The organism is Teichococcus aestuarii, from assembly GCF_042651065.1.
Taxonomy (GTDB): domain Bacteria; phylum Pseudomonadota; class Alphaproteobacteria; order Acetobacterales; family Acetobacteraceae; genus Pseudoroseomonas; species Pseudoroseomonas aestuarii.
Genome location: NZ_JBHSCH010000053.1, coordinates 1 through 18,448, shown reverse-complemented (window position 1 = coordinate 18,448; position 18,448 = coordinate 1). Strand labels below are relative to the sequence as shown.

The window sequence follows — 18,448 nt, the reverse complement described above, 5'->3', positions numbered from 1 at the left end:
GCCTGGCGGCCTCAGCGCGATTCCAGCGTCAGCCCGCCATCGACCACCACGGTCTGCCCCGTCACCATCGCCGCCCCCGCAAGCAGGAAGCCGATGACCTCGGCCAGGTCCTCCGGCTGACAGCGGCGCTTGAGCAGCGCCTTGTTGGCCGAGGCCGCGCGGCGCTCCTCCGTCCATTCCACCATCCAGGAGGAATCGACCGCGCCCGGCGCCACCGCGTTCACCCGCGCCTCGGGCGCCAGGCCTCGCGCCAGGTTCTTGGTCAGGCTGACCACGCCGGCCTTGGTGGCGCCATAGGCCATCGAGCTGCCGGGGCTGTCGAGCCCGGCGATGGAGGCGACGTTGACGATGGCCCCGCGCGCCGCCTTCAGCGCCGGCGCCGCCGCCTTGGCGCAGCGGAACACGCCGAGCAGGTTCACCTGCAGCACCGTCTGCCACAGCTCCTCGGTCAGCCGCTCCAGTGCGGAGGGCGGGATCAGGCTGCTGGTGCCGGGGGTGCCGGCGTTGTTCACCAGGAAGTCCAGCCGCCCGCCGAGATCGGCCACCGCCTGCTCCACCATGCGCGGTCCGTCCGCCGCGTCGCCCACATTGCCGGGGGCGGAGAGCACGTCATGGCCGGCGGCGCGCAGCTCGGCCACCACCTGGGCGCCGCGCGGGTCGTCGGCCAGGTGGTTGATGGCGACGCGGCAGCCGCCCTCGGCCAGCAGCTTCACCGTGGCGAGGCCGATGCCGGAGGCGCCCCCCGTCACCAGCGCCGTGCGGCCGGAGAGTTCGTAGCGGATCATGTGGGCTCCTTGCTGGGCGAATGCGCGTATCCGGCCATCGGGCCGATCGCGCGGAAGGCGCGCTTGAGGGCGAGCAGCCGGCGGTCCCGCTCGGCCAGGATGGCGGCGGGATCGTAATCCTCTCCCGGGGGGCCCCAGTCGTAGAGGCCGCGCCCGGCCATGACGCCGGTGCGGCCCTCGGCCAGCGCGGCGTCCAGCGTGGTGCTGTGGCCGCTCGGCGTGGGCGGCGTGTACATGCGGTTGGCCAGCGCCTGGGCGGAGAGCGGCAGGCCGGTGAGATCGCCCTTGGCCATCTGGCCGAGCAGCAGCATCCGCAGCGCCAGGCCGTGGATGATCGCCTCGTCGATCTCCTGCGGCGTGGCGTAGCCCTCGTCCATCAGCCGGTAGCATTCGAGGGAGAGCGCCGATTGCAGCCGGTTGGCGATGTAGCCGGGCAGGAAGCGGCGCATCACCAGCGGCACCTTGCCCATGGCGGCGAGCATGGCGCGCACCTCCTCCAGCAGCGCCTCCGGGCATTCCGGGCTGCCGACGAGATCGACGAGGTCGACGAGATAGGGCGGCGTGTACCAGTGCATGATGATGGCGCGCTTCAGGCGGCGGGCCGGCATCAGCGGGAAGACGTCGAGATAGGAGGTGTTGCTGGCGAGGATGGCCTCCTCCGGCATCAGCCGGTCCAGCTCGGCGTAGAGGGCGCGCTTCGGATCGGGCTTCTCGATGATGGCCTCGATCACCAGCCCCGCCTCGGCCACCGTGGCGGCGAGACCCTCGTGCAGCGTGACGCGGGCGCGCAGATCCTCCGCCGAGAGGCCGCCCGCCTCGCCGGCGGCCTCCAGCGTGGCGCGGGCCTTCTCCATCAGCCCAGGCGCACGGGCCAGCGCCTCGGCGCTGGTGTCGGTCAGCGTCACGCGGTGGCCGCCGATGGCGAAGACCAGCGCCAGCGCATGGCCCATCAGCCCGGCGCCGATGATGGCGATGTTCATGGGGTTCAGCCTTCCGGGGTCCAGGGCTCGGGCGCGCGGTGGTCGATGCCGGTCATCACCTCCACCACCACCGTCTCGTCGGAGGCCATCGCCTCGCGTAGCGCCGGCCCGATCTGCTCCGGCCGCTCGACGCGGATGCCGCGCAGGCCGAAGCCGGCGGCGAGCGCGCAGAAATCGGTGTGCGCGCCGAAGCGCAGCAGCGTGCCCGCCACCTCCGGCCGGTTGCCGGCGGCGCGCACCAGGTTGGGCCAGCCCTGGCCGAAGCCCTGGTTGTTGTTCACCACCAGCGTCACCGCGATGCCGCGGCGCTTGGCCGTCTCCAGCTCGGTGAGGTGGTAGTAGAGCGCGCCGTCGCCGCTGTAGCAGACCACCTTGCGCGCGCCCGCCGCGCATTTGGCGCCGAGCGCGGCCGGGAAGGCCCAGCCCAGCGAGCCGGCGGCGCGGAGATATTGCTGCCCCGTGCCGTTGAACTCGATGAGCGTGCCGGTCCAGATGCCGGAATAGCCGGTATCGGCCACCAGGATGCCATCCTCCGGCAGGGCGGCGGAGATCTCGGCGCAGAGCCGGGCGGGGTCGATCGGCGTCTCGTCGCTGGCCAGGCGCGGCGCCATCTCCTGCCGCCACGCCGCCACCAGGGCGGCGGCCTCGTCGAGGAAGGCGCTGTTGCGCTCCGGCGTGCCGAGCACCTCCAGCAGCGCCTCCAGCGTCGCGCGCGGGTCGCCGCAGACGGAGATCTCCGCCGGGCAGCGGTCCAGCTCCAGCGGGTCGGCGTCGATCTGCACGATGGGCGTGCCGGGCGCGGGCACGCGCCAGGCATGGGTCACCTGGTCGCCGCCGTCGCTTCCCACCATCAGCACCAGCCCGGCGCCATGCACCACCTTGTTGGCCGGCGGCGCCGAATAGCTGCCGACGACGCCGACATGCAGCCGGTGCCGCGTCGGCACCAGCCCGCGCGCGCCGAGGCTGGTGGCGACCGGCGCCTGGAGGCGCGCGGCCAGTTCCATCAGCTCCGCGCCGCAGCCCGAGAGGGCGGCGCCGTCGCCGGCGACGATGGCGATTCGCGGCTCCTCCAGCAGGCGGCGGGCGAGGCGCGCCACGTCGCCCGCATCGGCCACGGGGCGGTGGCGCGGCGCGGTCCAGGCGGAAAGGTCGGCCGCCTCGGCGCCGGTGTCGCCCTGCTCGACGATCTCGGCCATCAGCCCGTTCAGGTCGAGATGCACCGGGCGCGGCGGCGCGGCGGTGGCGGCGGCCCAGCCCTGGCGGAACAGGCGCGGCAGGTCGGAGGCCGCCTCCACCGCCATGCCCGCCTTGGTGACGGGGGCGAAGAGCGGCGCGTGCGCCACCTCCTGATAGGCGTTGCGGTGCTGCGCGTGGGGCGGCTTGCGGCCGGTCAGCGCCAGCATCGGCACGCGGCCGAGCCAGGCATCCTGCAGCGCCGCCGCCAGGTTGGCCGCGCCCACCGACTGCGCGGCGACGATGCCGGGCCGGCCCGAGACGCGAGCATAGCCATCGGCCATGTAGGCGGCGCCCTTTTCCGAGTGCGCCAGCACCGGCTGCACCCCTTGCGCCTCCAGCGCCATCAGCGTCGGCCGCAGCACGGCGTCGATGAAGAAGACATGGCTCTGGCCGGAGCGCGCGATGCTGCGCGCCAGCCACTCCCACCCTTTCAGGCTCATGGCGTCGTTTCTTCCCGTTTCCTCATGGGCGGTCAGCCTGCCCCCGGGTGGCGGCGCCGGCAACCCCTCCGGCCTGCCATGTGAAGCCCGTGCTTGCCTTTGCCGCCCCCCTCCGCTACCGCCCCGCCATCCCATGACCCAGCCCAGCACCCTTCCCGACCGCCGGGATGCAGGTCCAAAGCCCGAGCTGCGGGCGGAGGATTTCGACTTCGCCCTGCCCGAGGCGCTGATCGCCCAGTCCCCCGCCCGCCCGCGCGACGCGGCGCGGCTGCTGGTGGCCGCCCCCGAAGGCGTGCGCGATGCCGGCGTGCTGGAACTGCCGGACTGGCTGCGCCCCGGCGACCTGATGGTGGTGAACGACACCCGCGTCATCCCCGCGCGGCTGCGCGCCCGGCGCGGCGAGGCGCGGCTGGAGATCATGCTCAACCGCGCCGAGGCGGGGGGCATCTGGCACGCGCTGGTGCGCAACGCGAAGAAGCTGCGGCCGGGCGATATCCTGTCCATCGAGGGCGCGCCGGAGCTGGCGCCGCGCGTGGTGGAGCGGCAGGAGGGCGGCGCCGTGCTGCTCGATTTCGGCCCCGACCAGGGGCTGCTCGCCGCCGCGCTGGAGAAGGCCGGGGAGATCCCGCTGCCGCCCTACATCGCCCGCCCCGAAGGCCCGCGCCCGGAGGACCGGGAGGACTACCAGCCGATCTTCGCGCGGCAGCCCGGCGCGGTGGCGGCGCCCACCGCCAGCCTGCACTTCACCCCCCGCCTGCTGGCGGCGCTGGCGGCGCGCGGCGTGGCGCAGGTCTCGCTGACGCTGCATGTCGGCGCCGGCACGTTTTTGCCCATTCGCGCCGAGAACCCGCGCGAGCACAGGCTGCATGCCGAGTGGGGCGAGATCACCGAGGCCGCCGCCGCCGCCATCAACGGGACGCGGGCGAAGGGTGGCCGCATCGTCGCCATCGGCACCACGGCGCTGCGGCTGCTGGAGAGCGCGGTGGACGAGCAGGGCGTGGTGCATCCCTTCCGCGGCCTGACGGACATCTTCCTGCTGCCGGGGCATGTGTTCCGCTCGGCGGACCTGCTGCTGACCAATTTCCACCTGCCGAAATCCAGCCTGTTCATGCTGGTCTCGGCCTTCGCCGGCACGGCGCGGATGCGCGATGCCTATGCCCATGCCGTCGCCCAGGGCTACCGCTTCTACTCCTATGGCGATGCCAGCCTGCTGTTCCGGGAGGACACCGCCCCATGACGCTCCACTGGAGCTGCCAGTGCCAGGACGGCAAGGCCCGCGCCGGCACGCTGCACACCGCGCATGGCGATGTCGCCACCCCGGTCTTCATGCCCGTCGGCACCGCCGGCACGGTGAAGGGCATGACGGCCGATGCGGTGCGCGCCACCGGCGCCAACATCGTGCTGGGCAACACCTACCACCTGATGCTGCGCCCCGGTGCCGAGCGCGTTGGCCGGCTGGGCGGCCTGCACAAGATGATGGACTGGCACGGACCGATCCTGACCGATTCCGGCGGCTTCCAGGTCATGTCCCTCTCGCAGCTCCGCAAGCTGGACAAGGACGGCGTCACCTTCCAGAGCCACATCAACGGCGAGAAGTTCCGCCTGACGCCGGAGCGCAGCATCGAGATCCAGCATTTGCTGGATGCCGACATCACCATGTGCTTCGACGAATGCACCCCCTTCCCCGCCACGCATGAGGTGGCGGGAAAATCCATGCGGCTGTCGATGGACTGGGCCGCCCGCTCCCGCGCAGCCTTCGTCGCGCGGCCGGGCTACGGGCTGTTCGGCATCCAGCAGGGCAGCGTCTTCGAGGATCTGCGCGCCGAAAGCGCCCGCGCCCTGACGGAGATCGGCTTCGAGGGCTACGCCATCGGCGGCCTCGCCGTCGGCGAGGGACAGGCGGAGATGTTCCGCACCCTCGACTTCTCCGTGCCGATGCTGCCCGAGACGCATCCGCGCTACCTGATGGGCGTCGGCACGCCCTCCGACCTGATCGGCGCGGTGATGCGCGGCGTCGACATGTTCGACTGCGTGATCCCGACGCGCTCGGGCCGCACCGGCCGCGCCTATACCAGCCATGGCGTGGTGAACATCCGCAACGCCCGCCACGCCGAGGACACCGGCCCGCTGGACCCGGAATGCGACTGCCCCGCCTGCACCCGGCATTCCCTCGGCTACCTGCAGCACCTGTTCAAGGCGGGGGAGATGCTGGGGCCGATCCTGCTCACCTGGCACAACATCCGCTACTACCAGCGCCTGATGGCGCGGCTGCGCCAGGCCATCCTCGATGGCCGTCTGGCCAAGGAGGCCGCCGCCCTGGAAGCCGGCTGGCGCAAGCCCGAGGAGACCCCCGCATGACCGCTTCTCACGACGTCTCCGGCCTGACCATGCTCGGCCAGGCCACGCGCCAGCCGCAATCGCCCGAGGAGGCGGTGCTGGAGCGCGTGCCGAATCCGCATCCCGGCCGGCGCTACTGCGTGCGCTTCACCGCGCCGGAGTTCACCTCGCTCTGCCCGCTGACGGCGCAGCCGGACTTCGCCCATCTCGTCATCGACTACATCCCCGGCGACTGGCTGGTGGAGAGCAAGAGCCTGAAGCTCTACCTCACCAGCTTCCGCAACCACGGCGCCTTCCACGAGGCCTGCACGGTGGGCATCGGCGTCCGGCTGGCCGAGGTGCTGGACCCGGTGTGGCTGCGCATCGGCGGCTACTGGTATCCGCGCGGCGGCATCCCGATCGACGTCTTCTGGCAGACCGGCGCGGCGCCCGAGGGCGTCTGGGTGCCGGCGCAGGACGTGCCGAACTACCGTGGGCGCGGGTAAGCAGCCCGCCGCCGCCACCACGCCTGAAGGCCGGGCGGCGGAGATCCGCGACCAGGCGCTGGCGCTCGGCTTCGACGCGGTGGGCTTCGCCCCCGCCCATCTCGGCCCGGAGGTGCGGGCGCGGCTTGACGCCTTCCTCGCCGCGGGGATGCAGGGCGAGATGGGCTGGCTGGCCGAGCGCGCCGAGCAGCGCGCCCACCCGCGGGCGCTCTGGCCCGAGGCCGTCTCCGTCATCGCGCTCGGCATGAACTACGGCCCGGCGGAGGACCCGCTCGCCCTGCTGGAACGGCGGGACCGTGGCGCCATCAGCGTCTATGCCCGCAACCGGGACTACCACGACATCGTCAAGAAGCGCCTGAAGGCGCTGGCCCGCTGGATGGTGGAGCGCTGGCAGGACAGCGCGCTCAAGGTGTTCGTCGACACCGCGCCGGTGGCCGAGAAGCCGCTGGCCCAGGCGGCGGGGCTGGGCTGGCAGGGCAAGCACAGCAACCTCGTCAGCCGCGCGCACGGCTCATGGCTGTTCCTGGGCGAGGTCTATACCACGCTCGACCTCGCCCCCACCGGCGCCGAGGCCGACCATTGCGGCCGCTGCACACGCTGCCTGACCGCCTGCCCGACCGATGCCTTCGCCGGCCCCTACCGGCTCGATGCGCGGCGCTGCATCTCCTACCTCACCATCGAGCATCACGGCCCCATCCCGCACGAATTCCGCGCCGCCATGGGCAACCGCATCTATGGCTGCGACGACTGCCTGGCCGTCTGCCCCTGGAACAAGTTCGCCGCCGCCGCGCGCGAGCCGGGGCTGATGCCGCGCGAGGACCTCACCGCGCCGCGCCTGGCGGAGCTGGCGATGCTGGACGATGCCGGCTTCCGCGCCCTGTTCAGCGGCTCGCCCATCAAGCGCATCGGGCGGGACCGCTTCGTGCGCAACGTGCTCAACGCCATCGGCAATTCGGGCGACGCCACGCTGCGCCCGGTGGCCGAGGCGCTGCGCGCCGATCCGTCGGCGGTGGTGGCGGAGGCGGCGGCATGGGCGGCGGAACGCCTGGCAGGGACGGCAGGATGAGCAGCCCGGCGGGATGATGCGGAAGGCCGATATCGCGTTAACCTTTTATTCAACGATATCAACTGCTTCTTGAGAGGCGCACAGGGCGCTGCCACGCCGTCTCATTTTTTGTAGAACCTCTGCGGAAGCCGGCGCCAGGCCGGCCAGCACCGCAGAGGAACCCCGATGAGCGACAAGCCGATCATGGGCTTCGCCTGGTACGACCAGCAATCCTTCGACGCCCTGCGCAACTTCATGCCGGACATGAGCGAGCACTACGATGACTGGCTCTCCGGCGCGCAGCAGGACGTGACGCGGGCGATGGGCGAGGGCTACCGCGTCATCCGCATCGCCGTGCGGCCGGAGCCGTTCAAGGAGTGGTGCCGCCGGCGCAACATCACCATGCCCGGCCAGCAGGCGCGCCGCGCCTTCGCCGCCGAGCAGGCCCGCCTGCTGGTGCGCGCCGAGCGGCAGGACAAGGGCCTGTTCAGCCTGTTCTGAGCCCGCCCCGCTTGACGTCCGCCCCCGCCGCGCCGCAATCCGGCGGCGCAGCTAGGAGCCGGCAGCGCAGCCAGGAGCCGGCGGCGCAGCCAGGAGAAGGAGCGGGGCGATGGACGAGGGCGCGCTGGTACTGTTCAGCGGCGGGCAGGATTCCGCCACCTGCCTGGCCTGGGCGCTGGACCGCTTCCCCCGCGTGGAGACGCTGGGCTTCGACTACGGCCAGCGCCACCGGGTGGAGCTGGAATGCCGCGCCGCCTTCCGCGAGGCGCTGCCCGCGGCGTGGCAGGCCCGCCTCGGCCCGGACCACACCCTGGCGCTCGACGCCCTCGGCGCCGTCTCCGACACGGCGCTGACCCGGGAGACCGAGATCGCCATGCAGGCGGACGGGCTGCCCAACACCTTCGTCCCCGGCCGCAACCTCGTCTTCCTCACCTTCGCCGCCGCGCTCGCCTACCGGCGCGGGCTGCGCCACATCGTCGGCGGCATGTGCGAGACGGATTTCTCCGGCTACCCCGATTGCCGGGACGATACCATCAAGGCGATGCAGGTGGCGCTGAACCTCGGCATGCAGCGCCGCTTCGTGCTGCACACGCCGCTGATGTGGCTGAGCAAGGCCGAGACCTGGGAACTGGCGGAGAAGCTCGGCGGCCAGCAGCTGGTGGAGGACATCGTCGAGCGCACCCACACCTGCTACCGCGGCGAACGCGGCGCGCGCCATCCCTGGGGGCATGGCTGCGCCGCGTGCCCGGCCTGCGAGTTGCGCGCGAGGGGCTGGGCGGAGTACCAGTCGCGCCGCTGACGCGTCCGTCAGTGCGGATGCTCCCGCCCAGCAATGGAAAACTCGCAGATGACCGACACGCGCCGCATCGAGGGGTTCGCGGCCCTCATCGCCTTCGGGCTCACCATCCCCGCCGCGAACTGGCTGATCGGCCATGCCGGCACCGTCTGCGTGCCGCAGGGCCCCTGCCTGATTCCGGTGGCGCCCGGCGTCATGGCCCCCTCCGGCGTGCTGATGATCGGCCTCGCCCTGGTGCTGCGGGACCTGGTGCAGCGCCGGCTCGGCCTGACCCCCGCCTGGCTGGCGATCGCCGCCGGCACCGCCATCTCCGCCCTGCTGGCGCCGCCCGCCCTGGTGCTGGCCTCCGCCGCCGCCTTCCTGCTCAGCGAGACGGCGGACCTGCTGGTCTACACGCCGCTGCAGCGGCGCAACCTGGTGCTGGCGGTGCTGGCCTCCAGCCTGGTCGGGCTGGTGGTGGACAGCGTGTTCTTCCTCGGCATCGCCTTTGGCGACCTGGGCTACCTGCCGGGGCAGGTGCTGGGCAAGCTGTGGATGGTGCTGCTGGCCCTGCCCTTCGCCGCCTGGCTGCGCCGCGCCGATGCGCGCCGCGGCATCCAGCCCGCCTGAGCAGCCCGCCTGAGCGACCCGCCGCGCCACCGGGTGTGACGGGCGGATGAAGGGGCGGCGCGGTTTCCCGCGTCGCTCTGGCAACCAAGGCGGGGCTGCGGCATAGAAGCCGGCAGATGCACCCCGACACCCCCGAAGCTTCCTCCCCCACCCCGCCGGACCCTTTCTGGGAAGCCCTGCTGCGCCAGCGCGCGGCCGGCGGCGCGGTGCCGGAGGGCAACCCGCACGCCGCGCTCTTCGCCCCGCTGCTGGCCCCGCCCGGCGCGCCGGATGGCTGCCTGGTGCTGGGGCGGCTGGCGCAGACGCTGGACGGGCGCATCGCCACCGCCTCCGGCTCCAGCCAGTGGATCGGCGGCGCGGGGGACATCACCCACACCCACCGGCTGCGCGCGCTGAGCGACGCGGTGGTGGTCGGCGCCGGCACGGTGCGGCACGACGACCCGCGCCTGACCACCCGCGCCGTGCCCGGCCCAAGCCCGGTGCGCGTGGTGCTGGACACGGACCGGCGCCTCGGCACCGGCTATGGCCTGTTCGCCCCTGGCGGCCCGCACACCCTGCTGGTCTGCGCCGAGGATGCCGGCGGCAGCGACCGGCACGGCGCCGCCGAGGTGCTGCGCGCGCCGCGTGCCGCCATCGGCGGGCTCGATCTCCGCGCCCTGCTGCCGCTGCTGGCGGCGCGCGGGCTGCGGCGGCTCTTCGTCGAGGGCGGCGGCCTCACCGTCTCCCGCTTCCTCGCCGCCGGCTGCCTGGACCGGCTGCACGTGACGGTGGCGCCGGTGCTGCTCGGCTCCGGCATCCCCGCCTTCACCCTGCCCGAGGCGGCGCGCATCGCCGACGGGCTGCGCTTCACCTGGGCGGTGCACAGCCTGGGCGAGGACGTGCTGTTCGACATCGCGCTGCACCGCGCCCGCCCCGCCGTCTGCACCCCCGTCTGCGCCCCCGTCTGCACCGCGCCGGGACAGCCGCCGGAGACGGCAGCGCCATGAGGGCGCGCGCCTTCTGGGCCACGGCGCCCGGCCAGGGGGAGATCCGCGCCGAGACCCTGCCGCCGCGCGGGCCGGAGGAGGCGCTGCTGCGCGCCCTCGCCAGCGGCGTCTCGCGCGGCACGGAGCGGCTGGTGCTGCATGGCCGCGTGCCGGAGAGCCAGTGGCAGGCCATGCGCGCGCCCTTGCAGGAGGGCGAATTCCCCTTCCCCGTCAAGTACGGCTACGCCGCCGTGGCGGTGGTGGAGGAAGGGCCGGCCGCCCTGCGGGGCCGCCGCGTCTTCTGCCTGCACCCGCACCAGGACCGCTTCCTGGCCCCGGCCGGGATGTGCAGCCCCGTGCCGGATGCGGTGCCGGACCACCGCGCCGTGCTGGCCGCCAACATGGAGACGGCGCTGAACATCGTCTGGGACGCGGCGCCCATCCCCGGCGAGCGCGTGCTGGTGATCGGCGCCGGCGTGGTCGGGCTGCTCTGCGCCTGGCTCATCGGCCGCTTCCCTGGCACGTGCGTCACGGTGCAGGACACCGACCCGGCGCGCCGCGGCGTGGCCGAGGCGCTGGGCGCCCGCTTCGCCCTGCCGGAGCAGGCGCCGCCCGAGCAGGAGCTGATCCTGCACGCCTCGGCCAGCCCGGAGGGGCTGCGCGCCGCGCTCACGCTGGCGGCGATGGAGGCGCGCATCGTCGAGGCCTCCTGGTATGGCGACCGCAGCGTCTCCCTCCCCCTGGGCGAGGCCTTCCACGCCCGCCGCCTGACGCTGCGCTCCAGCCAGGTGGGCAGCGTCTCCCCCGCCATGCGCGGCCGCCGCAGCCATGCCGAGCGCATGGCGCTGGCCCTCTCCCTGCTGGCCGACCCGGTGCTGGACGCGCTGGTGGGGCCGCGCGTGCCGTTCGAGGCGCTGCCGGCCTGCATGGCGGCGCTGCTGGCGCCGCCGCCGCCCGGCCATCCGGCGCCACTCTGCCCTGTCATCACCTACGGCGCCGCCGCGCCGGCCGCCCCAGAGCAAGGATTGACCCGCGCATGTTCAGCCTGACGGTCGCCGACCACATCATGGTCGCCCACAGCTTCCGCGGCGAGGAATTCGGCCCCGCGCAGCGCGTGCACGGCGCCACCTTCGTGGTGGAGGCCGAGTTCCGCGCCGCCCGGCTGGACGCGGCCAACCTGCTGGTGGACATCGCCGCCGCCCGCGTCGAGCTGCGCCGCATCCTGGACGCGATCGACTATCGCAACCTCGACACGGTGCCCGAATTCGCCGGGCAGAACACCAGCACGGAATTCCTCTGCCAGCACATCCACGGCCGGCTCGGCGCGGCGGTGAAGGATGGCCGGCTCGGCGAGAGCGGCCGCAAGGTGGAGGCCATCAAGGTGCTGCTGCGCGAGAGCCCGCTGGCCTGGGCCGCCTACGAGGCCGCGGTCTGACGATGGACCTCGCCCTTCTCGTCCCTGGCCCCTTCAGCGCCATCTCCGGCGGCTACGGCTATGACCGCCGGCTGGTGCAGGGCTTCCGCGCGGCCGGCCACACGGTGCGCGTGGTGGAGCTGGAAGGCCGCCACCCGCTGCCCGACGCCGCCGCCCAAGCCTCGGCCCGCGCCGCACTGGACGCCATCCCCGAGGGCACGCGGCTGATCATCGACGGGCTGGGCCTGCCCGCCTTCGCCCCCTTCGCGGACGAGCTGGAGGCGCGCGGCGCGGTCGGGCTGATCCACCACCCGACGGCGATCGAGCCCGGCTTCGCCCCGGAGGAGCGCGAGGAGCTGCGCCAGCGCGAGACGCTGCTCTTCCCGCGCCTCGCCCGCCTCGTCGCCACCTCCCGCCTCACCGCCGACCGGCTGCCGCTGGAATTCGGCGCCGACCCGGCGCGCATCGGCGTGGTCGAGCCGGGCACCGACCCGGCGGAGCGCTCGCTAGGCTCGGGCGGCCCCGGCTGTGCCATCCTCTCGGTGGCGGTGCTGGTGCCGCGCAAGGGGCATGACGTGCTGCTGCGCGCCCTGGCCCGCCTGCCCGACCTCGACTGGACCCTGACCATCGCCGGCGGCGCGCGCGACAAGGTACACGCCCAGGGCCTCGCCGCCCTGGCGCGGGAGCTGGGCATCGACCAGCGCGTGACCTTCGCCGGCGAGGTGCAGCAGGAGGCGCTGGAAGCCCTCTACGCCCGCGCCGACCTCTTCGCCCTGGCCACCCACTGGGAAGGCTACGGCATGGCGGCGGCCGAGGCGCTGGCGCGCGGCCTGCCCGTGGCCATCACCGCCGGCGGCGCCATCGCCGACGTGGTGCCGAAGGCGGCGGGGGTGATCGCGGCGCCGGGCGATGTCGCCGCCCTCTCCCGCGCCATGCGCCGCCCGATCTTCGACCGCACGCTGCGCGCCGAGATGGCCGACGCCGCCTGGGAGGCCGGGCAGCGCCTGCCGCGCTGGGCCGACCGCGCCACCGCCTTCGCCGCCGAGCTGGAGCAGGCCGCCCGATGAACCGCCCCGCCCCCGAGGGCTTCGACGGCGACTGGCTGGCGCTGCGCGAGCCTTTCGACGCCCGCGCCCGCAATGCCGACCTGGCCTTCACCCTGGCCGACGCGCTGCCGCCGCGCCCGCACCTGCTCGACCTCGGCGCCGGCACCGGCTCCCTGCTGCGCTGGCTGGCGCCGATCCTCGGCCGCTCGCAGCACTGGACGCTGGTGGATGCCGACCCCGCGCTGCTGCAGCGCGCCTTCGCCACCATCGAGGAGCGCGCCATCCTCGCCGGCTGGACCACCACCTGGCCGCGCGACACCACCCTGCTCGTCCACACGCCGCAGGGCGTCTGGCGCGTCGAGGCGCTGGTGGCCGACCTCGCCGCCGGGCCCCGCGCCCTGCCGCTGGAGAAGGCGGACGGCATCGTCAGCACCGCGCTGTGCGACCTCGTCTCCCGCCGCTGGGTGCGGCGCATGGCGGAGGCGCTCGCCATCCCCTTCTACGCCGCGCTGAACGTCGATGGCCGCGAGGGTTTCTATCCGTCCCACCCGGCGGACCGGCTGCTGGCGCGCGGCTTCCGCCGCGACCAGATCCGCGACAAGGGTTTCGGTGGCGCGGCGCTTGGCCCCGCGGCGCCGGCAGCCATGGCGGCGGCCTTCCGCGCCCGCGGCTTCGCCGTCCGCACCGCGCCGAGCCCGTGGATCATCGGCGCCAACACGCCGGTGATGGCGGACTCGCTGGCCGAGGGCCATGCCGGCGCGGCGCTCGCCGCCCTGCCGCGCGGCCATGGCCCCGCCATCCGTGCCTGGGCCGAGGCGCGCCGCGCCCAGGCGATGCGCGGCCGCCTTTCCGCCCGTATCGGCCACACCGACCTCCTGGCCCTGCCGCCGCCGCCAAAGCGGCGGCGCTGAGGGGGCTTTTTCGTCCCGGCGGCGGGGCGTGCTACCCTGCCGCCGGAACTGAGCGAGGAGAATTGCCCCGATGCCGTTGCTCGGCTGCATCGCAGACGATTTCACAGGCGCCACCGATCTCGCCGCCATGCTCGTCGCCCATGGCATGACGACGGTGCAGGTGATCGGCGTGCCGCACGGCCCGCTGCCGGAGGCGGATGCCGTCGTCGTCGCGCTGAAGTCGCGCACCGCGCCGGCCGCCGAGGCGGTGGCCGAGAGCCTCGCCGCCTGCGAGGCGCTGCTCGCCGCCGGCGCCAGGCAGATCTTCCTCAAGTACTGCTCCACCTTCGACAGCACGGATGCGGGCAATATCGGCCCGGTGGCGGATGCGCTGCTGAAGCGGCTGCAATCCGGCTTCGCCATCGCCTGCCCGGCCTTCCCGGCGAATGGGCGCAGCGTGTTCCAGGGCCACCTCTTCGTCGGCGCCGCGCTGCTCAGCGAGAGCGGCATGGAAAGCCACCCGCTGACGCCGATGCGCGACGCCAACCTGGTGCGCGTGCTCTCGCGCCAGACGGAGGGCGGCGTCGGCCTCGTGCCCTTCGCCGTGGTGGAGCAGGGCGAGACCGCCATCCGCCAGGCCTTCACCCGGCTGCGCGACGGCGGCCGCCGCTACGCCATCACCGACGCGGTGACGGAGGCGCATCTGCACGCGCTCGGCCGCGCCTGCGCCGGGCATGCGCTGGTGACGGGCGGCTCCGGCATCGCCATGGGCCTGCCGCAGAACTTCCGCGACCAGGGCCTGCTGCCCGACCGCTCGGACGCCGACGCCCTGCCCGCGCCGCGCGGCGCCATGGCGGTGCTGGCCGGCTCCTGCTCGCGCGCCACGCTGGCGCAGATCGGGCTGGCGCGGCTGCACGTGCCGGTGCTGGAGCTGGACCCGCTGGCCACGCCCGACGCCGCCGCCCTGGCCGCCGAGGCCGAGGCCTGGATGGAGGGGAAGCTCTCCGGGGCGCGGCCCGTGGTCATCGCCGCCTCCGCCCCGCCGGAGAAGGTGGCGGCGCTGCAGCAGGCGCTCGGCCGCGAGGCGGCGGGCGCGCTGGTGGAGAGGGCGCTGGCCGGCATCGCCGCCGCGCTCGTCGCGCGCGGCGTCGGGCGGCTGGTGGTGGCGGGCGGCGAGACCTCGGGCGCGGTGGTGCAGCGGCTCGGCATCGCCGCGCTGCGCATCGGCCCGCAGATCGACCCCGGCGTGCCCTGGACCTATGCCGAAACGGCGGGGGCGGAGCCGGCCGGCCTGCACCTCGCGCTCAAATCGGGCAATTTCGGCGCCCGCGATTTCTTCCTGAAGGCGTTCACGGCATGACTGAATCCGACCTGCGCGACCTGCTCTGCGAGCTCGGCGCCAGCCTCTTCGCCCGCGGCTACAGCGTCGGCAGCGCCGGCAACATCAGCGTGCGGCTGCCCGATGGCTACCTGATGACGCCGACCAACTCCTCCCTCGGCCGGCTCGACCCGGCACGCATCAGCAAGCTGGCGCCGGACTGGTCGCATCTCGGTGGCGACAAGCCCTCGAAGGAGGTGTTCCTGCACCGCGCCGTGCTGACCGCGCGGCCGGAGGCGGGCGCCGTGGTGCACCTGCACTCCACCTGTGCCACCGCCATCGGCTGCCTCGCGGCACCGGGGGAGGATGCGCCGATCCCGCCGCTGACGCCCTATTTCGTCATGCGCGTCGGCCGCCGCCTGCCGATCGTGCCCTATTACCGCCCCGGCGATTCCGCCATGGAGCCGGCGGTGCATCAGGCGGCGCTGGAGGCGCGCGCGCTGCTGCTGGCCAATCACGGCCCGGTGGTCTCCGGCAAGACGCTGGTCGATGCCGTCTATGCCGCCGAGGAGCTGGAGGAATCCGCCAAGCTGGCGCTGATGCTGCGCGGCATGCCGGCGCGGGAGCTGACGCCGGCGCAGGTGGACGACCTGCTCAGCACCTTCGGCTGAGGCGCGCGCGGCCATGCCCATCACCCTCGCCCTCGTCGCGCATGACCGGATGAAGCCGGCGCTGGCCGAATGGGCGGCGCGGCACGCGGCGGAGCTGGCGCCGCACCGCATCATCGGCACCGCCACCACCGGCGGCGTGCTGCGCGAGCGCAACCCGGCCCTCGACATCCGCACCGTCAAGAGCGGCCCGCTCGGCGGCGACCAGCAGATCGGCGGCATGATCGCCGAGGGGGAGATCGAGGCGCTGATCTTCTTCCCCGACCCGCTGGCGCCGCAGGCGCATGACGTGGACGTCAAGGCGCTGCTGCGCATCGCGCTGGTCTATGACGTGCCCTGCGCCTTCAGCCCGGCGACGGCCGATCTGCTGGTGGCGGGCGGCCTGCTGCGGCGCTGACGCGCTCCGGCACCGCGCCCGGCGCGGCCCCGGGCGGCGGCGCCAGCACGCGCAGCGCACCGGGGCGGATGCGGTAGCGCAGCGGCGTCGCCATCGTCGCCACCTCGCCATCGAGCGAGACGCGCAGCACGGGCGAGGTGCTGCGGATCTCCACCTCGGGCACCCGCCGCATCTCGAAATCCCGCTCCTCCCGCAGCCGGCCGAAGGCGGCGCGCAGCGCCAGGCGCAGCATGCCGAGGCGGCTGCGCGGCCGCGTGACGCAGAGGCAGAGCACGCCCTCATCCAGCGCCTGGCGGGTGCCGGGGCGCGGCAGGCTGGTCTCGTAGGCATTGTTGCCGATGAAGACGAGCGGGGTGCGCAGCCGCTCCTGCCGGCCCTCCGCGCGCACCAGCAGGCGCCGCCGCCCGAAGCGCCAGAAGATCCGCAGCGAGGCCAGCAGCATGGCCGGCCCCTTGCGCCAGCCGCTGCGGCGGCGGTGCCTGTCGCGCTCCGAGACCATGTCGGCGTAGAGGCCGACCGAGGAATTGTTGATGAAGACCCGCCCGTTCACCTCCGCCACATCCACCGTGCGAAGGTGGCCGGCGGCGATGATGGCGGCCGCCTCCTCCAGCATGTCCGGCATGCCGAGGTCGCGGGCGAAGTGGTTGAGGGTACCGAGCGGCAACACCCCGAGCGGCGTCTCCTGCCCCGCCAGCAGCCCGGCCACGGTGCCGATGGTGCCGTCGCCGCCGCCGGCCACGATGGCGTCCCACCGCCCCGCCAGCGCGGCGCGGGTGGCCTTCTCCAGCGCCTCCCCCTCGACCTGGGTGATGCTGGCGCAGGCGCCGTGCCGGGCGAAGGCGGTGGCGATGCGCAGCGAGAGATCCTCGCCGCGCACCGAGCCGCCGCCGCCATTGATGATGACCTTTACGCGCATGGCGGTTCAAGCCACGGCGCGGCCGTCGGGTTTCCGCCCGAACGGGTAAACCCTGCGCCGGTTCAGGCCGAGAGGTCGATCTCGTCCTGCAGCGCCTCGCCACGGAAGAAGCGGCCGATATTGGCGGTGGCGCCGGCGACCTTGGCCTGCATGGCGTCCAGCGTGCCGGCGGCGACATGCGGCGTCAGCACCACGCTGTCGAGCGCGAAGAGCGGGTTGTCCGGGCGCGGCGGCTCGGGCTCGAACACGTCCACGCCCGCGGCGCGGATGGTGCCGGCCTTCAGCGCGCGGGCCAGCGCCGCCTCGTCCACCACCGCGCCGCGGGCGCAGTTGATCAGCACCGCGTCGCGCCGCATCCGCGCGAAGGTGTCGTCGCTGAACAGGTGGTGCGTCTCCGGCGTGGCGGGCAGGTGCAGCGTCACCACCTCGGACTCGCGCAGCAGCTCGTCGAGTTCCACGCGGCGGAAGCCCAGCGCCAGTTCCAGCCCCTCCGGCAGCTTCTGGTAGGGGTCCGCATAGAGGCCGCGCACCTTGAAGGGCTGCAGCAGCGCCGCCACCGCCGAGCCGATGCGCCCCATGCCGACGATGCCCACCGTGCGGCCGCGCAGGTTGCGCGAGACGGTGCGCAGCGCCGTACCCAGCCACTCGCCGCGCCGCATCGCCGCGTCGGTGCGCGGGATGTGCCGCAGGCAGGCGAACATCAGCGCCAGCGCGTGCTCGCTCACCACATCGGCCGTGCCGGAGGGGTTGATGGCCAGGCGGATGCCGCGCGCGCGCAGCTCCGGGATCGGCGTCTCGCCCTGCCAGCCCACGCCCTGGTGCTGCACCAGCTTCAGGCGCGGCGCCTTCTCCACCCATTCGGGCCGCAGCACGGCGGGCGCCACGATCACCGCATCGGCGATGGCGAGCTTCTCCAGCCGCTCCGCGTCGCTGTTGGCCGAGAGGGTCAGCAGCTCGCATCCCTCGGGCAGCGCCTTGCGCCACATGGCGTAGACCGCCTCCGGCGCATAACTCAGATACAGGACGCGGTGCAGATTCTCGGTCATGGACGTTCCTCGGATGACGGGCGCGGCCGAAGCCGCGCGGCGCGCCGAGGCTAAGGCAGCCGGGCCATGCCGGAAAGCCGCCTCGCCCATGAGAAAAGGCGCCGTGTCGCCACGGCGCCTTTCCATCCCTCACATCCGGCGGATCAGCTGCCGGCGGGCGTCTCGTCCGGAGCATCCGACTCCGCCGCGGCGGGCGAGGCGGGCTCGGCTTCCGGTGCCGGCGCCGGCGCCTCGGCAGCCTTCTTCCGGCGCGGGCGCACCGCCTTCGGGGCGGGCTCGGCGTCCTGGTCGCTGTTGTTGCCCATCATCATGTCGGCCATGGCGGCGGCCTGGCGGGGCATCTCCGTCAGCGCGTCGATCATGGTCTCGCCGAGCGTCACGACGTCCTGCTTCGGCTTGCGCGGCGCCGCGGCGCGACGCCGGACGGGAGCCTCCGCCTGCGGCGCGGCGGAGGCCTGGGGGGCAGCGCTCTTGCGCGGCGCGGCGGCCTTGCGCGTCGTCGTGCTCTTGGCAGCGGCGGCGCTCTTGCGCGTCGCGGTCGCCTTCGGCGCGGCGGCCTTGCGCGTCGTCGCGG

General features: G+C 74.0%; 20 protein-coding genes and 1 pseudogene. 15 read left to right on the top strand and 6 right to left on the bottom strand.

The window, feature by feature from the left end; translation table 11 throughout:
• Positions 1–11: 11 nt before the first annotated feature.
• From ACFOY6_RS17900 to ACFOY6_RS17890, 3 genes are read right to left on the bottom strand one after another with little or no spacing between them, the layout of a single operon-like run.
• Positions 12–785 (bottom strand): SDR family NAD(P)-dependent oxidoreductase, encoded by a 774-nt coding sequence (locus ACFOY6_RS17900; protein ID WP_379651824.1) that lies wholly within the window; start codon positions 783–785, stop codon positions 12–14.
• The gene (locus tag ACFOY6_RS17895; RefSeq protein WP_109514993.1) at positions 782–1,765 is read right to left on the bottom strand and encodes a 3-hydroxyacyl-CoA dehydrogenase family protein; all 984 of its coding nucleotides are present in this window, start codon (positions 1,763–1,765) and stop codon (positions 782–784) included. The genes ACFOY6_RS17900 and ACFOY6_RS17895 overlap by 4 nt, the downstream gene beginning before the upstream one ends.
• Before the next feature lie 5 nt (positions 1,766–1,770).
• Positions 1,771–3,441 carry a thiamine pyrophosphate-binding protein gene (locus ACFOY6_RS17890; protein ID WP_379651823.1) on the bottom strand — a complete coding sequence of 557 codons (1,671 nt, stop codon included), beginning with the start codon at positions 3,439–3,441 and terminating at the stop codon, positions 1,771–1,773.
• A 133-nt stretch (positions 3,442–3,574) separates the two neighbouring features.
• Between ACFOY6_RS17890 and queA the strand changes: the two genes are divergently transcribed.
• From queA to ACFOY6_RS17815, 15 genes are all read left to right on the top strand, one after another.
• Positions 3,575–4,678: a tRNA preQ1(34) S-adenosylmethionine ribosyltransferase-isomerase QueA gene (queA, locus tag ACFOY6_RS17885; protein WP_379651822.1), complete on the top strand. Its 1,104-nt coding sequence runs from the start codon at positions 3,575–3,577 to the stop codon at positions 4,676–4,678.
• Complete coding sequence (gene tgt, locus ACFOY6_RS17880) at positions 4,675–5,799, top strand: tRNA guanosine(34) transglycosylase Tgt (protein ID WP_379651821.1); 1,125 nt, start codon at positions 4,675–4,677, stop codon at positions 5,797–5,799. The genes queA and tgt overlap by 4 nt, the downstream gene beginning before the upstream one ends.
• On the top strand, positions 5,796–6,263 hold the full coding sequence (gene queF, locus ACFOY6_RS17875; RefSeq protein WP_109514989.1) for a preQ(1) synthase: 468 nt from the start codon (positions 5,796–5,798) through the stop codon (positions 6,261–6,263). Before tgt ends, queF begins: the two co-directional genes overlap by 4 nt.
• Positions 6,250–7,329, top strand: a complete 1,080-nt coding sequence (gene queG / locus ACFOY6_RS17870; RefSeq protein ID WP_379635036.1) for a tRNA epoxyqueuosine(34) reductase QueG — start codon at positions 6,250–6,252, stop codon at positions 7,327–7,329. The genes queF and queG overlap by 14 nt, the downstream gene beginning before the upstream one ends.
• 165 nt (positions 7,330–7,494) lie before the next feature.
• Entirely contained in the window at positions 7,495–7,809 is a 315-nt protein-coding gene (locus tag ACFOY6_RS17865; RefSeq protein WP_109514988.1) for a hypothetical protein, read from the top strand.
• A 109-nt stretch (positions 7,810–7,918) separates the two neighbouring features.
• Complete coding sequence (queC, locus tag ACFOY6_RS17860; RefSeq protein ID WP_379651820.1) at positions 7,919–8,608, top strand: 7-cyano-7-deazaguanine synthase QueC; 690 nt, start codon at positions 7,919–7,921, stop codon at positions 8,606–8,608.
• A 48-nt stretch (positions 8,609–8,656) separates the two neighbouring features.
• Complete coding sequence (locus tag ACFOY6_RS17855; RefSeq protein ID WP_181377948.1) at positions 8,657–9,214, top strand: VUT family protein; 558 nt, start codon at positions 8,657–8,659, stop codon at positions 9,212–9,214.
• A gap of 116 nt (positions 9,215–9,330) precedes the next feature.
• Positions 9,331–10,200: a RibD family protein gene (locus tag ACFOY6_RS17850; protein ID WP_379635044.1), complete on the top strand. Its 870-nt coding sequence runs from the start codon at positions 9,331–9,333 to the stop codon at positions 10,198–10,200.
• Entirely contained in the window at positions 10,197–11,228 is a 1,032-nt protein-coding gene (locus ACFOY6_RS17845) for a zinc-dependent alcohol dehydrogenase (protein ID WP_379651819.1), read from the top strand. The genes ACFOY6_RS17850 and ACFOY6_RS17845 overlap by 4 nt, the downstream gene beginning before the upstream one ends.
• Positions 11,216–11,614: a 6-pyruvoyl trahydropterin synthase family protein gene (locus ACFOY6_RS17840; RefSeq protein WP_379635050.1), complete on the top strand. Its 399-nt coding sequence runs from the start codon at positions 11,216–11,218 to the stop codon at positions 11,612–11,614. The genes ACFOY6_RS17845 and ACFOY6_RS17840 overlap by 13 nt, the downstream gene beginning before the upstream one ends.
• Before the next feature lie 2 nt (positions 11,615–11,616).
• Positions 11,617–12,660, top strand: coding sequence for a glycosyltransferase family 4 protein (locus tag ACFOY6_RS17835; protein WP_379635051.1), 1,044 nt, complete (start codon positions 11,617–11,619; stop codon positions 12,658–12,660).
• Positions 12,657–13,550, top strand: a complete 894-nt coding sequence (locus ACFOY6_RS17830) for a class I SAM-dependent methyltransferase (protein ID WP_379651818.1) — start codon at positions 12,657–12,659, stop codon at positions 13,548–13,550. Before ACFOY6_RS17835 ends, ACFOY6_RS17830 begins: the two co-directional genes overlap by 4 nt.
• 70 nt (positions 13,551–13,620) lie before the next feature.
• Positions 13,621–14,889 (top strand): 3-oxo-tetronate kinase, encoded by a 1,269-nt coding sequence (gene otnK / locus ACFOY6_RS17825; RefSeq protein WP_379651817.1) that lies wholly within the window; start codon positions 13,621–13,623, stop codon positions 14,887–14,889.
• Positions 14,886–15,518: a 3-oxo-tetronate 4-phosphate decarboxylase gene (gene otnC, locus ACFOY6_RS17820; RefSeq protein WP_379635059.1), complete on the top strand. Its 633-nt coding sequence runs from the start codon at positions 14,886–14,888 to the stop codon at positions 15,516–15,518. The genes otnK and otnC overlap by 4 nt, the downstream gene beginning before the upstream one ends.
• A 13-nt stretch (positions 15,519–15,531) precedes the next feature.
• Positions 15,532–15,912 (top strand): methylglyoxal synthase, encoded by a 381-nt coding sequence (locus ACFOY6_RS17815; protein ID WP_109514978.1) that lies wholly within the window; start codon positions 15,532–15,534, stop codon positions 15,910–15,912.
• Here the strand turns inward: ACFOY6_RS17815 and ACFOY6_RS17810 are convergent.
• The 3 genes and pseudogenes from ACFOY6_RS17810 to ACFOY6_RS17800 all read right to left on the bottom strand — a co-directional run.
• Positions 15,860–16,828, bottom strand: a complete 969-nt coding sequence (locus tag ACFOY6_RS17810; protein WP_379651816.1) for a diacylglycerol/lipid kinase family protein — start codon at positions 16,826–16,828, stop codon at positions 15,860–15,862. The two genes, ACFOY6_RS17815 and ACFOY6_RS17810, sit on opposite strands and share 53 nt — an antisense overlap.
• 62 nt (positions 16,829–16,890) lie before the next feature.
• On the bottom strand, positions 16,891–17,874 hold the full coding sequence (locus ACFOY6_RS17805; RefSeq protein WP_379651815.1) for a 2-hydroxyacid dehydrogenase: 984 nt from the start codon (positions 17,872–17,874) through the stop codon (positions 16,891–16,893).
• Between the two features lie 143 nt (positions 17,875–18,017).
• A pseudogene (locus ACFOY6_RS17800) lies at positions 18,018–18,448 on the bottom strand (hypothetical protein); the annotation flags it as partial.

Excerpts from the sequence above, each read along its gene's own strand:
- ACFOY6_RS17900 (WP_379651824.1), bottom strand. The coding sequence starts at position 785 with ATGATCCGCTACGAACTCTCCGGCCGCACGGCGCTGGTGACGGGGGGC.
- ACFOY6_RS17895 (WP_109514993.1), bottom strand. The coding sequence starts at position 1,765 with ATGAACATCGCCATCATCGGCGCCGGGCTGATGGGCCATGCGCTGGCG.
- ACFOY6_RS17890 (WP_379651823.1), bottom strand. The coding sequence starts at position 3,441 with ATGAGCCTGAAAGGGTGGGAGTGGCTGGCGCGCAGCATCGCGCGCTCC.
- queA (WP_379651822.1), top strand. The coding sequence starts at position 3,575 with ATGACCCAGCCCAGCACCCTTCCCGACCGCCGGGATGCAGGTCCAAAG.
- tgt (WP_379651821.1), top strand. The coding sequence starts at position 4,675 with ATGACGCTCCACTGGAGCTGCCAGTGCCAGGACGGCAAGGCCCGCGCC.
- queF (WP_109514989.1), top strand. The coding sequence starts at position 5,796 with ATGACCGCTTCTCACGACGTCTCCGGCCTGACCATGCTCGGCCAGGCC.
- ACFOY6_RS17865 (WP_109514988.1), top strand. The coding sequence starts at position 7,495 with ATGAGCGACAAGCCGATCATGGGCTTCGCCTGGTACGACCAGCAATCC.
- queC (WP_379651820.1), top strand. The coding sequence starts at position 7,919 with ATGGACGAGGGCGCGCTGGTACTGTTCAGCGGCGGGCAGGATTCCGCC.
- ACFOY6_RS17855 (WP_181377948.1), top strand. The coding sequence starts at position 8,657 with ATGACCGACACGCGCCGCATCGAGGGGTTCGCGGCCCTCATCGCCTTC.
- ACFOY6_RS17850 (WP_379635044.1), top strand. The coding sequence starts at position 9,331 with ATGCACCCCGACACCCCCGAAGCTTCCTCCCCCACCCCGCCGGACCCT.
- ACFOY6_RS17845 (WP_379651819.1), top strand. The coding sequence starts at position 10,197 with ATGAGGGCGCGCGCCTTCTGGGCCACGGCGCCCGGCCAGGGGGAGATC.
- ACFOY6_RS17840 (WP_379635050.1), top strand. The coding sequence starts at position 11,216 with ATGTTCAGCCTGACGGTCGCCGACCACATCATGGTCGCCCACAGCTTC.
- ACFOY6_RS17835 (WP_379635051.1), top strand. The coding sequence starts at position 11,617 with ATGGACCTCGCCCTTCTCGTCCCTGGCCCCTTCAGCGCCATCTCCGGC.
- ACFOY6_RS17830 (WP_379651818.1), top strand. The coding sequence starts at position 12,657 with ATGAACCGCCCCGCCCCCGAGGGCTTCGACGGCGACTGGCTGGCGCTG.
- otnK (WP_379651817.1), top strand. The coding sequence starts at position 13,621 with ATGCCGTTGCTCGGCTGCATCGCAGACGATTTCACAGGCGCCACCGAT.
- otnC (WP_379635059.1), top strand. The coding sequence starts at position 14,886 with ATGACTGAATCCGACCTGCGCGACCTGCTCTGCGAGCTCGGCGCCAGC.
- ACFOY6_RS17815 (WP_109514978.1), top strand. The coding sequence starts at position 15,532 with ATGCCCATCACCCTCGCCCTCGTCGCGCATGACCGGATGAAGCCGGCG.
- ACFOY6_RS17810 (WP_379651816.1), bottom strand. The coding sequence starts at position 16,828 with ATGCGCGTAAAGGTCATCATCAATGGCGGCGGCGGCTCGGTGCGCGGC.
- ACFOY6_RS17805 (WP_379651815.1), bottom strand. The coding sequence starts at position 17,874 with ATGACCGAGAATCTGCACCGCGTCCTGTATCTGAGTTATGCGCCGGAG.